This is a genomic window from Streptomyces sp. NPDC048479 (assembly GCF_040651435.1).
GTDB lineage: Bacteria > Actinomycetota > Actinomycetes > Streptomycetales > Streptomycetaceae > Streptomyces.
Genome location: NZ_JBEZKA010000008.1, coordinates 140,649 through 154,268, shown reverse-complemented (window position 1 = coordinate 154,268; position 13,620 = coordinate 140,649). Strand labels below are relative to the sequence as shown.

Annotated in this window: 11 protein-coding genes; 9 read left to right on the top strand and 2 right to left on the bottom strand. The window is 71.3% G+C overall.

What is annotated here, in order from left to right:
• Positions 1-14 precede the first annotated feature (14 nt).
• The 6 genes from AB0D12_RS15155 to AB0D12_RS15130 all read left to right on the top strand — a co-directional run bounded on the left by AB0D12_RS15155 (position 15) and on the right by AB0D12_RS15130 (position 7,281).
• Positions 15-1,940 carry a biotin carboxylase N-terminal domain-containing protein gene (locus tag AB0D12_RS15155; protein ID WP_362681667.1) on the top strand — a complete coding sequence of 642 codons (1,926 nt, stop codon included), beginning with the start codon at positions 15-17 and terminating at the stop codon, positions 1,938-1,940.
• Complete coding sequence (locus AB0D12_RS15150; RefSeq protein ID WP_362681664.1) at positions 1,937-3,064, top strand: acyl-CoA dehydrogenase family protein; 1,128 nt, start codon at positions 1,937-1,939, stop codon at positions 3,062-3,064. The genes AB0D12_RS15155 and AB0D12_RS15150 overlap by 4 nt, the downstream gene beginning before the upstream one ends.
• Before the next feature lie 41 nt (positions 3,065-3,105).
• A complete protein-coding gene (locus tag AB0D12_RS15145; RefSeq protein WP_362681662.1) occupies positions 3,106-4,689 on the top strand; it encodes an AMP-binding protein in 1,584 nt (527 codons plus the stop codon).
• Entirely contained in the window at positions 4,686-5,420 is a 735-nt protein-coding gene (locus AB0D12_RS15140) for an enoyl-CoA hydratase family protein (RefSeq protein WP_362681659.1), read from the top strand. The genes AB0D12_RS15145 and AB0D12_RS15140 overlap by 4 nt, the downstream gene beginning before the upstream one ends.
• Entirely contained in the window at positions 5,408-5,986 is a 579-nt protein-coding gene (locus AB0D12_RS15135) for a TetR/AcrR family transcriptional regulator (RefSeq protein WP_362681656.1), read from the top strand. The genes AB0D12_RS15140 and AB0D12_RS15135 overlap by 13 nt, the downstream gene beginning before the upstream one ends.
• Before the next feature lie 287 nt (positions 5,987-6,273).
• The gene (locus tag AB0D12_RS15130; protein WP_362681653.1) at positions 6,274-7,281 is read left to right on the top strand and encodes a 2-oxoglutarate and iron-dependent oxygenase domain-containing protein; all 1,008 of its coding nucleotides are present in this window, start codon (positions 6,274-6,276) and stop codon (positions 7,279-7,281) included.
• A gap of 97 nt (positions 7,282-7,378) precedes the next feature.
• Here AB0D12_RS15130 and AB0D12_RS15125 read toward each other — a convergent pair whose 3' ends face one another.
• On the bottom strand, positions 7,379-8,479 hold the full coding sequence (locus AB0D12_RS15125; RefSeq protein WP_362681650.1) for a citrate synthase 2: 1,101 nt from the start codon (positions 8,477-8,479) through the stop codon (positions 7,379-7,381).
• A gap of 379 nt (positions 8,480-8,858) precedes the next feature.
• Here AB0D12_RS15125 and pdxH point away from each other — a divergent pair, with 379 nt between their 5' ends.
• Entirely contained in the window at positions 8,859-9,482 is a 624-nt protein-coding gene (pdxH, locus tag AB0D12_RS15120; RefSeq protein WP_362681647.1) for a pyridoxamine 5'-phosphate oxidase, read from the top strand.
• Between the two features lie 399 nt (positions 9,483-9,881).
• Positions 9,882-11,276 (top strand): PAS domain-containing protein, encoded by a 1,395-nt coding sequence (locus tag AB0D12_RS15115; protein WP_362681644.1) that lies wholly within the window; start codon positions 9,882-9,884, stop codon positions 11,274-11,276.
• Positions 11,277-11,359: 83 nt separating this feature from the next.
• Here the strand turns inward: AB0D12_RS15115 and AB0D12_RS15110 are convergent, their stop codons facing one another.
• Positions 11,360-12,115: an SIS domain-containing protein gene (locus tag AB0D12_RS15110; protein WP_362681641.1), complete on the bottom strand. Its 756-nt coding sequence runs from the start codon at positions 12,113-12,115 to the stop codon at positions 11,360-11,362.
• A gap of 291 nt (positions 12,116-12,406) precedes the next feature.
• On the opposite strand from AB0D12_RS15110, the gene AB0D12_RS15105 reads away from it, so the two are divergent.
• Positions 12,407-13,099, top strand: a complete 693-nt coding sequence (locus AB0D12_RS15105) for a metal-dependent transcriptional regulator (RefSeq protein WP_362681638.1) — start codon at positions 12,407-12,409, stop codon at positions 13,097-13,099.
• Positions 13,100-13,620 lie beyond the last annotated feature (521 nt).

Sequence of the window (13,620 nt, the reverse complement as noted above, 5' to 3'; positions counted from 1 at the left end):
TGAGTGAGGCAGTGATGATCTCTTCTGTTCTTGTCGCCAACCGGGGCGAGATCGCGTGCCGGGTGTTCCGTACGTGCCGGGAGTTGGGGATCGCGACGGTCGCGGTCTACTCGGACGCGGACGTGTCGGCGTTGCATGTCCGGGAGGCGGACGCGGCGGTACGGCTGCCGGGCGCTGCGCCCGCGGACACGTATCTGCGCGGCGACCTGATCGTGAAGGCGGCGCTGGCGGCGGGCGCGGATGCGGTGCACCCGGGGTACGGCTTCCTGTCCGAGAACGCGGAGTTCGCACGGGCGGTGGCGGACGCGGGGCTGATGTGGATCGGCCCGCCGCCTTCCGCCATCGAGGCGATGGCGTCCAAGACGCGGGCGAAGGAGCTGATGGGCGGCGCGCCGCTCGACCCGGCGACGGTCACGGAGGCGGACCTGCCGCTGCTGGTGAAGGCGGCGGCGGGTGGTGGCGGCCGGGGCATGCGCGTCGTCCGCGAACTCGCGGCTCTGAGCGACGAGCTGGAGGCAGCTGCGTCGGAGGCGGCGTCGGCGTTCGGTGACGGCGAGGTGTTCCTGGAGCCGTACATCGAACGCGGCCGCCATGTGGAAGTGCAGGTCCTGGCGGACGCGTACGGCACGGTGTGGGCGCTGGGCACCCGCGACTGCTCGCTCCAGCGCCGGCACCAGAAGGTCATCGAGGAGTCCCCGGCGCCGGGCCTGCCGGCCGCGCTGGTCGCGACGCTGCACGAGTCGGCGGTCGCGGCGGCGCGGGCGGTGGGTTACCGGGGCGCGGGAACGGTGGAATTCCTGGTCTCGCCGGAGGGCCGGCCGCACTTCCTGGAGATGAACACCCGCCTCCAGGTGGAACACCCGGTCACCGAGGCGGTGTTCGGCCTCGACCTGGTGGCGCTGCAGCTGCGCGTGGCGGAAGGCTCGGCGCTGCCCAAGACCCCGCCACCGGCGAACGGCCACGCGGTGGAGGCGCGGCTGTACGCGGAGGACCCGTCGAAGGGGTGGACACCGCAGACGGGGGTGCTGCACGAGCTGGCGGTCCCTGGAGCCGCCCCCGGTCTGCGCGTCGACACCGGATACACCGCCGGTGACTCCATCGGCGTGCACTACGACCCCATGATCGCCAAGGTCATCGCCTGGGCGCCCACCCGCGACGAAGCCGTGCGGCGGCTCGCCCACGCCCTGCGGCGGGCGCGCCTGCACGGGCCCGTCACCAACCGGGAGCTGCTCGTACGGTCCCTGGAGCACCCCGAATTCATCGGCGCGCAGCTCGACACCGGGTTCTACGAGCGCAACCTCGACGCGCTCACCGCGCCCGCCGAAGGAGAGCGCCACGCGGCCGTCGCCGCCGCCCTCGCGGATGCCGTGAGCCGCCCCGGCACAACCGTCACCGCACGGCTCGGCGCCTGGCGGAACCTGCCGTCCCAGGCGCAGCTCAAGGTCTACGGCGACCGCGAGGTCCGCTACCGCCCCACCCGCGGCGGGTTCGAACTCGTCGACGATCCCGGCGTCCGCGTCGTCACCACCGACGCCCGCCGCGTACGGCTGGAGATCGACGGAGTCGTACGGCACTTCGACGTCACCGATCACGGCGACGGGCACGTCCACGTCGACAGCCCCACCGGCGCCCACTCCCTCGCCGTACAGCCCCGGTTCGCCGACCCCCAGGACCGGACCCGGCCCGGTTCGCTGCTCGCGCCCATGCCCGGGACCGTCGTCCGGGTCGGCGAAGGGCTCGCCGAAGGGAGCCGGGTGAGAGAGGGGCAGCCGCTTGTCTGGCTGGAGGCCATGAAGATGGAGCACCGCATCGTGTCGCCCGCCTCCGGCATTCTCACCGCGCTCCACGCCGTACCCGGCCGTCAGGTCGAGGTCGGTGCTCTGCTCGCCGTCGTCAACGAAGTAGTGGCGCCAGCCACACAGGAGGAGACAGCGTCATGAACATCGAGAGCCAGGAACACACCGCACTGCGTACCGCCGTTGCCGCACTCGGGCAGCGGCACGGCCGGGGATACGTACGCGAAGAGCTGTGGGCCGAGGCCGCCAAGCTCGGCTACCTCGGCGTGAACCTCCCCGAGGAGCACGGCGGCGGAGGCGGTGGGATGCAGGAACTGTCCATTGTTCTGGAGGAGTTGGGCGCCGCCGGCTGTCCGCTCCTCATGATGGTCGTCTCACCCGCCATCTGCGGCACCGTCATCGCCCGCTTCGGCACCGACGAACAGAAGCGCACCTGGCTCCCCGGTCTCTCCGACGGCAGCCTCACCATGGCCTTCGGCATCACCGAGCCCGACGCCGGGTCGAACTCCCACCGGATCACCACCACCGCCCGCAAGTCCGACGACGGCTGGATCCTCAACGGCCGCAAGGTCTTCATCTCGGGCGTCGACATCGCCGACGCGACCCTCATCGTGGGCCGTACCGAGGACTCGCGCACGGGCAAACTCAAGCCCTGTCTCTTCATCGTCCCCCGCGAGGCGCGCGGCTTCCAGCGTTCGCAGATCGACATGGAACTCCAGGCCCAGGAGAAGCAGTTCGAGCTCGTACTGGACGAGGTCCACCTCCCCGACGAGGCCCTCGTGGGCGACGAGGACGCCGGGCTCCTCCAGCTCTTCGCCGGGCTCAACCCCGAGCGCATCATGACCGCCGCCTTCGGCATCGGCATGGGCCGGTACGCACTCACCAAAGCCATCGACTACGCGAAGTCCCGCCAGGTCTGGAAGCAGCCCATCGGCGGCCACCAGGCCATCGCCCACCCCCTCGCCCAGGCCCACATCGAGCTCGAACTCGCCCGCCTGATGATGCAGAAGGCCGCCGCCCTCTACGACGCCGGCGACGACATCGGCGCCGGTGAGGCAGCCAACATGGCCAAGTACGCCGCCGGCGAAGCCTGCGTCAAGGCCGTCGACCAGGCCGTGCACACCCTCGGCGGCAACGGCCTCACCCGCGAGTACGGCCTCGCATCCCTGATCACCGCCGCCCGCGTCGCCCGGATCGCCCCGGTCAGCCGCGAGATGATTCTCAACTACGTATCCCACCAGTCCCTGGGTCTCCCCAAGTCGTACTGAGACGGGGGATTCTGGCCGTCCACAGAGCCGAGGGGGCCGCAATGGTGTTCCACAGCGAGTACGCAGACGTTCCCGCAGTCGCCGAGCCGATCCACGACGTGGTGCTCGGCCGGGCCACCGCCGAGTACGGCGACACGATCGCCCTGGTCGACGGCGTGAACGGCACCACCCTCACGTACGCCCAGCTCGACACCTTCCACCGCCGGATCGCCGCCTCGCTCGCCGACGCGGGTCTGCGCAAGGGCGATGTCCTCGCCCTGCACAGCCCCAACACCGTCGCGTACCCCGCCGTCTTCTACGGGGCCACGCGCGCCGGTGCCTCCGTCACCACCGTCCATCCGCTCGCCACGGCGGAGGAGTTCGCCAAACAGCTCCGCGACTCCTCCGCCCGCTGGATCGTCACCGTCTCACCGCTCCTCGGGGTCGCCCGCCGGGCCGCCGAACTCGTCGCCGGCATCGAGGAGATCTTCGTCTGCGACCGCTCCGACGGGCATGTGAGCATCCTCGACATGCTCGGCTCGACCGCACCCGAGCCGGACATCACCATCGACCCGTCCGAGGATGTCGCGGCCCTGCCGTATTCCTCCGGCACCACCGGCGTCCCCAAGGGCGTCATGCTCACCCACCGCTCCATCGCGACCAACCTCGCGCAGCTCCACCCGATGATTCCGATGGGCCCCGGCGACCGCATCCTCGCCGTGCTGCCCTTCTTCCACATCTACGGCCTCACCGCCCTGATGAACGCCCCGCTCAGCCACGGCGCCACTGTCGTCGTACTGCCCCGCTTCGAGCTCGACACCTTCCTCGCGACGATCGAGAAGCACCGCATCAACGGCCTGTACGTCGCCCCGCCGATCGTCCTCGCCCTCGCCAAGCACCCGGCCGTCGCGCAGTACGACCTGTCGTCGCTCGAGTACATCGTCAGCGCCGCGGCCCCGCTCGACGCGCTGCTGGCACAGGCCTGCTCGACCCGGCTGGGACTGCCGCCGGTCCTGCAGGCGTACGGCATGACCGAGCTCTCACCCGGCACACACGTTGTGCCGCTGGCCGCGGCGGCCCCGCCGCCCGGGGCCGTAGGACAGCTCCTGCCCAACACCGAGATGCGGATACTCTCCCTCGCCGACCCCGGCAAGGACGTCGGCGTCGGCGAGGAGGGCGAGGTCGCGATCCGCGGACCGCAGGTGATGAAGGGCTACCTAGGCCGCCCCGACGCCACCGCCGACATGATCGACGCCGACGGCTGGGTACACACCGGCGACATCGGGCGCGTCGACGCCGACGGCTGGCTCTTCGTCGTCGACCGGGTCAAGGAACTCATCAAGTACAAAGGCTTCCAGGTCGCACCCGCCGAGCTGGAGGCGCTGCTGCTCACCCACGAAGGCGTCGCCGACGCGGCGGTGATCGGGGTGTACGACGCGGACGGGAACGAGATCCCGAAGGCGTACGTCGTACGGCAGCGGGCCGCGGAGGACCTCACCGAGGACGACGTCCTCGCCTACGTCGCCGAGCGCGTGGCGCCGTACAAGAAGGTCCGCCGCGTCGAGTTCATCGGCGGCGTGCCGCGCGCCGCCTCGGGAAAGATCCTCAGGCGTGAACTGAGGGACCGGGAGAGGGAGAACACGTGACGCTGGTCGCCACCGCCCACGAGCGCGGCATCACCACCCTGACGCTGGATTCCCCGGAGAACCGCAACGCCCTGTCGGCGCGGCTCGTCGGCGAGCTGGCGCAGGCACTGACCGACTGCGGCAAGGACGAGACCGTACGGGCCGTCGTCCTCACCCACACCGGTTCCACGTTCAGCGCGGGCGCCGATCTGAAGGCCCCGCCCAATCCGTACACCTTCGTCGGTCTGCTGCGGCAGATCGTCACGCTGCCGAAGCCCGTGGTGGCCCGTGTCGCCGGCCATGTACGGGCCGGGGGCCTCGGTCTGCTCGGCGCCTGCGACATCGCCGCCGCCACGAGCGCCGCGGACTTCGCCTTCACGGAGGTACGCATCGGGGTCGCGCCCGCCGTGATCTCGCTGCCGCTGCTGCCGCGCCTGGACCCGCGCGCGGCCGAGCGCTACTACCTCACCGGCGAACGCTTCGACGCGGCGGAAGCGGCCCGCATCGGACTGATCACGCTCGCCGCCGACGATGTGGACGTCGCGCTCGGCCCCCTGCTGGACGGGCTGCGCAGAGCCTCCCCGCAGGGTCTGGCCGCGTCGAAACAGCTGCTCGCGGCTAGGGTGCTGGAGACCTTCGACCGGGACGCCGAAGACCTGGTCCAGCGCTCGGCCTCGCTCTTCGCGTCGGCGGAAGCACGCGAGGGCATGACCGCTTTCCTCGAACGACGGGACCCCGCATGGGTGTTGTGACACCTCCCAAGCAGGACCGCAGCCGGGCCACCCGGCAGCGGCTGCTCGAGGCCGCGGTGTCCTGCCTCGCCGAGCGCGGCTGGGCGGGCTCGACCGTCGCGGTGGTCGCCGAGCGGGCCGGGGTCTCGCGGGGTGCGGCCCAGCACCACTTCCCGACCAGGGAGGATCTGTTCACGGCGGCGGTGGAGTACGTCGCGGAGGAGCGCTCGCAGGCGTTGCGGGAGCTGGCGACACAGGACCGGACGGCGCTCGTCGCGGCCCTCGTCGACCTCTATACGGGGCCGCTTTTCCGGGCCGCCCTGCAGCTGTGGGTCGCCGCGTCCAACGAGGAGCAACTGCGTTCGCGCGTCACGGAGCTGGAGGCGCGCGTCGGCCGCGAGACCCATCGGATCGCGGTCCAGCTGCTGGACGCGGACGAGTCACGGCCCGGCGTACGCGAAACGGTCCAGGGCCTGCTCGACATGGCCCGCGGCCTGGGCCTCGCCAACCTCCTCACGGATGACACCGCGCGCCGTCGGAGAGTGGTGGCCCAGTGGGCGGCACTGCTGGACGAGGCGCTGGGCTGATCCCTCACAGAGGCGGCCCACCCCACCCTGGCCCGGGGCTGTGACACGGGCCACTGGCGTCCCTGCCCCTCCGCAGTATCCTGGGCCAATGCTTCTGCTTGTACGCCGCCGCCACGTGGACTACGTCCGCGTGACGAGCATGGGCTGTCGACGCTCCGTCTGACCCAGCCCCCCTCTCCACCCCACCCGGTCACCCCGGCTCCGCCCCACCCAGGCGGCCCGTCGGCGGTACGTGTCCCGGCCATCGCCGGGAGCGGCGGCCGGGACACACCTCAGCGGACGTACCCATGTCGTACTTGCAGCTTCCCGTCATCGACCTCTCCGCAGCCGACCGAGGCCCCCAGTCCCGCGCGCTGCTCCACGCGCAGCTCCACAGCGCCGCCCACGACGTCGGCTTCTTCCAGCTCATCGGCCACGGCGTCAGCGAGGCCGAGACCACCGCCCTCACCGGCGCGATGAGGGCCTTCTTCGCCCTCCCGGAGGCGGACCGGCTCGCCGTCTCCAACCTCAACTCGCCCCACTTCCGCGGCTACACCCGCACCGGCGACGAACGCACCGGCGGCAGCCGCGACTGGCGCGACCAGCTCGACATCGGCGCCGAACGCCCCGCACACATCCCCGCACCCGGAGAGCCCGGCTACTGGTGGCTGGAAGGCCCCAACCAGTGGCCCGCCGCCCTCCCGGCCCTGCGCACCGCCGCGCTCGGCTGGATCGACCGGCTCAGCGGCGTCGCGCACAAGCTGCTGCACGAGCTGCTCGCCGCCATCGGCGCGCCCCCGGACTTCTACGACGAGATCTTCGCCGACCGGCCCCATCTGCACCTCAAGCTGGTCCGCTACCCGGGCAGCGCGGGCGACGGCAGCGACCAGGGCGTCGGCGCCCACAAGGACTACGGCTTCCTCACGCTGCTCCACCAGGACGAGATAGGCGGCCTCCAGGTGCAGCGCGGCGACGGGCTCTTCCACGAGGTGCCGCCGATCCCCGGCGCCTTCGTCGTCAACCTCGGCGAGCTCCTCGAAGTCGCCACCAACGGCTATCTGCTGGCCACCAACCACCGTGTGGTCAGCCCGGCCGGGGCCACCGAGCGCTACTCCGTGCCGTTCTTCTACAACCCGCGGCTGGACGCCCGGATCGCCCCGGTGCCCTTCCCGCACGCGGCGGACGCGCCCGGTGTCACCGCCGACCCGGCCAACCCGCTCTTCGCCGAGTACGGCCGCAACGAGCTCAAGGGCTGGCTGCGGGCCCACCCGCAGGTGGCCGGCCGCCACCACCAGGACCTGCTCGTCCCGGCGTGACGAGGGCACGCGAACGGCGCCGTACCCCTGCGACCAGGGACTCGGCCCCGTAGCGCAGCTTCCTCGGGACGTAAGTCCGGAAGGTCGGTCCGCGAGGTCAGTCCGCGATGTCGTCGAAGCCGACGATCTCGCGCGGGTTCCGCGACCCAGGCCCGATGTACCGCGCGGACGGACGCACCAGCCGGCCCGTGCGCTTCTGCTCCAGGATGTGCGCCGACCAACCCGCCGTACGGGCACAGGTGAACATCGACGTGAACATATGCGCCGGGACCTCCGCGAAGTCCAGCATGATCGCGGCCCAGAACTCCACGTTCGTCGCCAGGACGCGGTCCGGGCGACGGTTGTGCAGCTCCTCCAGCGCGGCCCGCTCCAGCGCCTCCGCCACCTCGAAGCGCGGCGCGTCCAGCTCCTTGGCCGTACGGCGCAGCACGCGCGCCCGAGGGTCCTCGGCCCGGTAGACCCGGTGCCCGAAGCCCATCAGCCGCTCGCCCTTGTCCAGGGCCCGCTTCACATACGCGGTCGCGTCACCCGTGCGCTCGATCTCCTCGATCATGCCGAGCACACGGGACGGCGCGCCACCGTGCAGCGGCCCCGACATGGCGCCGACCGCACCCGACAGCGCGGCCGCCACATCCGCGCCGGTGGACGCGATGACCCGGGCGGTGAACGTGGAGGCATTCATGCCGTGCTCGGCAGCCGACGTCCAGTACGCGTCGACCGCCTTGACGTGCCGCGGGTCCGGCTCCCCGCGCCAGCGGATCATGAAGCGCTCGACGACGGACTGCGCCTTGTCGATCTCCTTCTGCGGGACCATCGGCAGGCCCTGGCCGCGCGCCGACTGGGCGACGTACGACAGCGCCATCACCGCGGCCCGCGCCAGGTCGTCCCGGGCCGTCGCCTCGTCAATGTCCAGCAGCGGCTTAAGACCCCACACCGGGGCGAGCATCGCCAGCGCCGACTGCACATCGACCCGGATGTCGCCGGAGTGCACCGGGATGGGGAAGGGCTCGGCCGGGGGCAGGCCGGGGTTGAAGGCGCCGTCGACGAGCAGGCCCCACACGTTCCCGAAGGAGACGTGGCCCACCAGATCCTCGATATCGACGCCCCGGTAGCGGAGAGAGCCGCCCTCTTTGTCGGGTTCGGCGATCTCCGTTTCGAACGCGACGACTCCCTCGAGTCCTGGTACGAAGTCGGACATCAGGCGGCTCCTCAAGATGCGTACGACGGTGGTGGGTCGGTCACCCCGGTGATGCCCCGCGCGGCTGGTGGTCACCCAAACCGTCGGGAAGGCAGGACGATATCCCCTGCTGTATGGAGGCCACAGTGGCCCGACCCAAGATTTTGGCGGGTCCGGCTGATGCGGGGAAGCGTGACATCCGGCACACTGCCCCATTTCGGCCGGGGAGGATTAGGGGCACTCCGTGCCGGGCAAACTCGCTCACTGCGGCAGGATGGCCCCCGTGACCGACTACGCCGCACCGAACTCGGATCCCGCCACTCCGAACTCGGATCCCGCTGCCCCGGACCGGGATCCCGCCGCCCCGGCTCCGGATTCCGCTTCTCATGACCCCGCCGTCATGCGGGAGCAGTACCGCTCCACCGCGCTCCTGGAGTCAGATCTGGCGTCCACGCCCATGGACCAGTTCGCCCGCTGGTTCCGGGACGCCGCGTCCGGCGGTCTGCGCGAGCCGAACGCCATGATCGTCTCCACGGCCGCACCCGACGGTCGCCCGTCGTCGCGCACCGTACTGCTGAAGCACTTCGACGGGCGCGGCTTCGTCTTCTACACCAATTACGCCTCCCGCAAAGGCCGCGAGCTCGCCGCCAATCCGTACATCTCGCTGCTCTTCCCCTGGCACGGTCTGGCCCGCCAGGTCATCGTCACCGGCACGGCGTCCCGCATCGGCCGCGATGAGACGGTCGCCTACTTCCGCACCCGCCCGCACGGCTCTCAGCTCGGCGCCTGGGCCAGCGCCCAGTCCTCGGTGATCGCCTCGCGGGAGGAACTGCTGCGCACGTACGAGGAGCTGGCGGCCCGCTACCCGGAGGGCGAGCAGGTCCCGGCGCCGCCGGAGTGGGGCGGCTACCGGGTCGAGCCGGAGGCGGTGGAGTTCTGGCAGGGCCACGAGAACCGGCTGCACGACCGGCTGCGGTATGTCCGTGCCGGGTCCGTGTGGCAGGTGGAACGACTGTCACCCTGAGTCGCTCGCGAGGCGGCGGCTGCGACATGCCGGGGGCTGCCCCGGGAACGCAGAAACCCGCGGGCTCTGGTCCCTCCTTGCGGAGGGGCCGGCCGGATGTGCCGGCGAGCCCGCGGGTCGGTGACTGCTAGGTATTTCGGCCGACGGTTCTGTCGGCTGCACACAGAGTGCGACGACGGGCCGTCAGCCCGCAGTCACCTCACGCATCCGAAACGAAATCACTTCCGGATCACCTCCTTTCACCGTGTGACCAACACCTTAGGAAGCGGTCCAGGAGGCCACAACCCAATTTCCCGGAGGCAACGATTTTCGGGAACAGAGTGTGCGCTGCGTCACGTTCCAGTTGAATGATCCGAGGTGCAAAAAGCATGTGTGGATGCGTCCTGCAGGGGGTCCAGGATGAGTGCTTCCAGGAGTGAGACCACCAATGCGCTCGGGCCCGACGAGCCGGAGCGGGGCGGCGTGGGTTCGCCGGAGACCGGGCCGGTGCCGGGGGCGGAGCTGCTTGCCGCCCTGCTCGACGGGATGGATGCCGCGCTCTGTGCCTTCGACGCGGACTGCACGATCACCCACTGGAACCGCGAGGCCGAGCGGATTCTCGGCTGGGCGCCCGAGGAGGCGGTGGGGCGGCGTGGGTTCGCCGGATGGGCGGTGCGGAGCGCCGATGCCGTAGAGGTGCAGGGGCGGCTGATGGCCGCGATGGACGCGCCGGGGCGGACCGTGCATGAGTTCGCGCTGCTGCGCAAGGACGGCGGGCGTGTTCTCGTACGGACCCAGTCGGCGCGGGTGCTCGGCGCGGACGGCAAGCCGGCCGGGGTGTACTGCGCGTTCAGCGAGGTGCATGCGCAGATCGATCTGGAGCGGTCGATCGCGTTGAGCGAGGCGCTGTTCGAGGACGCGTCCTGGGGCGTCGTACTGGTCGATGTGGATCTGCGTCCGACCGTCGTCAACGACTATGCGGCGCGGGTGCTGGGCGCCGGACGTACCTCATCGCTCGGGCGGCCGCTCGGGGAGCTGGTCGTCCAGGGGGTGGAGGAGCTGGAGGGCGCGCTCCACCATGTGCTGGCGGAGGGGGCGCCGCGGGGGCTGGCGGAGTTGTGGGTGACGCTGGGCACGGCCGAGGGTGAGCGGCGGCGGTGCTTGCGCAGTGGGTTCCTGCGGCTGGCCTCGCCGCTCGCGGAGGAGCCTGTTCCGCTCGGGGTGGGGTGGCTGTTCCACGATGTGACCGAGGCAAAGCTGGCCGAGCAGGAGGCGGACCGGCAGCGGTTCCGGTCGAGCCAGCTGCACCGGGCCGGGCGTGCCGCCGCGGAGTGTGAGGACGCGATGGAGGCGGCGACCGCGTATCTGGACTTCGCGCTCGCGGGTTTCGCCGACCATGCGTTGATCGATCTGCTGGAGGCGGACGGCGAGCGGCTGGTGCGCGTCGCGGCAACGCCTTCGGGTGCGCCGGGCCCGTGTGTGCCGGTGGCGGGTGCGGGCATTCCGGTGCGCTACCCGCAGGGCCACCCGGCGTTCCAGGCGGCGGACCGCATCGGTTCGGTCCGGGCGAGCGCGGCCGCGGGTGCGATGGCGGGCGACTGGGCGGCGGAGCGCCAGTGGCCGCGGGACGCGGTGCACGCGCTGTGCACGGTGCTGCGGAGCCGGGGCCGGACGCTGGGCGTGGTGACGTTTCTGCGCGGGGCGAGCCGCCCGGCGTTCGAACGCCCGGACGCGGTGTACGCGGAGAGCGTGGCGGTTCTGGCGGCGTCGGCGCTGGACCTGGCACGGCTGGCGGGCGGGCAGGCCGACGCCTGACGGCGGGGTCGACGGGGCCCGCAAGGGCGGCGGGGTCGACGGGGGCCGCAAGGGCGGCGGGGTTTGGCGCTGAGGGGGCAACCCTAGTGTCGGAAGAAGATCCGGTCCCCGTACTCCGTCATCACGCGACCGTTCCACTCGTGCCCGCCGTCCACGTTGCCCGAGCGCAGCAGCGGCGGCTCGATGCCTCGCTCGACCAGTTGCTCCGCCGCAGCCGCCATCGTCGCCTGCATCAGCGCGCTGGTGACGACAGTCGACGCGGGTGCGAAGGGCGCCTCGATGCCTTCGTGGGTGAGCTCCGCGTCGCCGACCGCGATCTTGGAGTCGAGGACGATGTCGCAGTGGTCCTTGAGGAAGGTGCCGGAGACGTGCCGGGATCCGGTGCCCTCCGCGTACGCCACCGACGTCACGCCGATGACCTTGAGCCCGAGCGCGCGGGCGTTCATGGCCATCTCGACGGGCAGCGCGTTGCGCCCCGAGAGCGAGATGATCACGAGGACGTCGCCGGCCTTGGCGGGGCTGGAGTCGAGGACGGCGCCCGCGAGCCCCTCCACACGCTCGAGGGCCGAGCCGAGCGTGGCCGGCATGACGTCGACACCGACGACGCCGGGCACGGCGAGCAGGTTCATCAGGGCGAGGCCGCCGGCCCGGTAGACGACGTCCTGCGCGGCGAGCGAGGAGTGCCCGGCGCCGAAAGCGAAGAGGCGACCGCCCGCGGCGACGGTGTCCGCGATCGCGACCCCGGCGTCGGCGATGTTCGCCGCCTCCTCGTCCCGCGCACGCTGCAGCAGACCGATCGCGGCGTCGAAGAACTGACCGGCCAACTTGCTCTCGCTCATCGCCGAGCCTTTCCGGGGAGGGGGAACCGCAGCTGCGCACCGCGGCGGGAATACCCGTGCCGCGGATCACGTTGCGGTCTGGACCATTGCCCTGTCAATACAGCTTCGCGTACGAGCGGTCGTACGGGCTCAGGGAACAGAGCACAGGGAACGGACTCGGGGAGAGGCGTCCCGAGCCCGACGGCTTCCCGATGGCTTGCCCCGGCACGGCACGGTTGTCAGTGGGATGCGTCAGAATTGAGTCAGGGCCAGCGCACGACTGTTTTCAAGTCACAGCATCGAGGGGCACGTATGTCCGGACTGATCGACACGACGGAGATGTATCTCCGCACCATCCTCGAGCTCGAAGAGGAAGGTGTGGTGCCCATGCGCGCCCGGATCGCCGAGCGGCTCGACCAGAGCGGTCCGACGGTCAGCCAGACCGTGGCGCGTATGGAGCGCGACGGCCTGGTGACGGTCGCCGGCGACCGCCACCTGGAGCTGACCGGCGAGGGCAGGCGGCTGGCGACGCGCGTGATGCGCAAACACCGGCTGGCCGAGTGTCTGCTCGTCGACGTGATCGGCCTGGAGTGGGAGCAGGTCCACGCGGAGGCGTGCCGCTGGGAGCATGTGATGAGCGAGGCGGTGGAGCGGCGCGTTCTGGAGCTGCTGCGCCACCCGACCGAGTCGCCGTACGGGAACCCGATCCCGGGCCTCGAGGAGCTGGGCGAGAAGGCGGAGGCCGACCCGTTCCTGGACGACGGCATGGTCTCGCTGGCGGACCTGGACCCGGGCGCGGACGGCAAGACCGTGGTCGTACGGCGGATCGGCGAGCCGATCCAGACGGACGCCCAGCTGATGTACACGCTGCGGCGGGCGGGCGTGCAGCCCGGTTCGGTGGTCAGCGTGACGGAGTCCGCGGGCGGAGTGCTCGTGGGCAGCAGCGGCGAGGCGGCGGAGCTGGCGGCCGATGTGGCCTCGCATGTATTCGTGGCCAAGCAGTAGCCGAGCATTGACCGAGGTCTGAGGGGTCCCGAAGCGCTCCTGAGCCGACGCCCGGCGTCTCTCAGGAACTCCTCGGGGACCTCGCGTGGCGGATTTCCGCCGCCAGATACCGCATTCCGTCCGGAATGGCAGCGCCCGGGCGAATCGCGTGCCACGCTGTGGCTGAGGCATATGACCCCATGGCCGGGGAGGGATCCGGGTGATGCGCCCGCCGTACGTCCAGCGCGCTCAACGCTGCGCCCAGCACGCTCAGCGAGCCCCGCATGCCCTGCACCCGTATGCCCCGCACGACGCGCACGTCCCGCACGACGCGCACGTCCCGCACGACCCGTATGTCCCGGACGCCTGCGTCCCGCACGTCCTGTACCTACAGGAGGGCCCCGGCTCCCATGAGAGCCGGGGCCTGTCCTCCCCTGTGCTGACCCGGAGCCCCGAGCTCCCAGGGTCAATCCCGTCGGACCGTCATCCCCGAGCGGCCCGCCTCCCGCAGAAGATCTTCCCTCGGCTGCGGGGGTCAACCC

Excerpts from the sequence above, each read along its gene's own strand:
- AB0D12_RS15125 (WP_362681650.1), bottom strand. The coding sequence starts at position 8,479 with ATGTCCGACTTCGTACCAGGACTCGAGGGAGTCGTCGCGTTCGAAACG.
- AB0D12_RS15150 (WP_362681664.1), top strand. The coding sequence starts at position 1,937 with ATGAACATCGAGAGCCAGGAACACACCGCACTGCGTACCGCCGTTGCC.
- AB0D12_RS15110 (WP_362681641.1), bottom strand. The coding sequence starts at position 12,115 with ATGAGCGAGAGCAAGTTGGCCGGTCAGTTCTTCGACGCCGCGATCGGT.
- AB0D12_RS15105 (WP_362681638.1), top strand. The coding sequence starts at position 12,407 with ATGTCCGGACTGATCGACACGACGGAGATGTATCTCCGCACCATCCTC.
- AB0D12_RS15130 (WP_362681653.1), top strand. The coding sequence starts at position 6,274 with ATGTCGTACTTGCAGCTTCCCGTCATCGACCTCTCCGCAGCCGACCGA.
- AB0D12_RS15145 (WP_362681662.1), top strand. The coding sequence starts at position 3,106 with ATGGTGTTCCACAGCGAGTACGCAGACGTTCCCGCAGTCGCCGAGCCG.
- AB0D12_RS15135 (WP_362681656.1), top strand. The coding sequence starts at position 5,408 with ATGGGTGTTGTGACACCTCCCAAGCAGGACCGCAGCCGGGCCACCCGG.
- pdxH (WP_362681647.1), top strand. The coding sequence starts at position 8,859 with ATGCGGGAGCAGTACCGCTCCACCGCGCTCCTGGAGTCAGATCTGGCG.
- AB0D12_RS15155 (WP_362681667.1), top strand. The coding sequence starts at position 15 with ATGATCTCTTCTGTTCTTGTCGCCAACCGGGGCGAGATCGCGTGCCGG.
- AB0D12_RS15115 (WP_362681644.1), top strand. The coding sequence starts at position 9,882 with ATGAGTGCTTCCAGGAGTGAGACCACCAATGCGCTCGGGCCCGACGAG.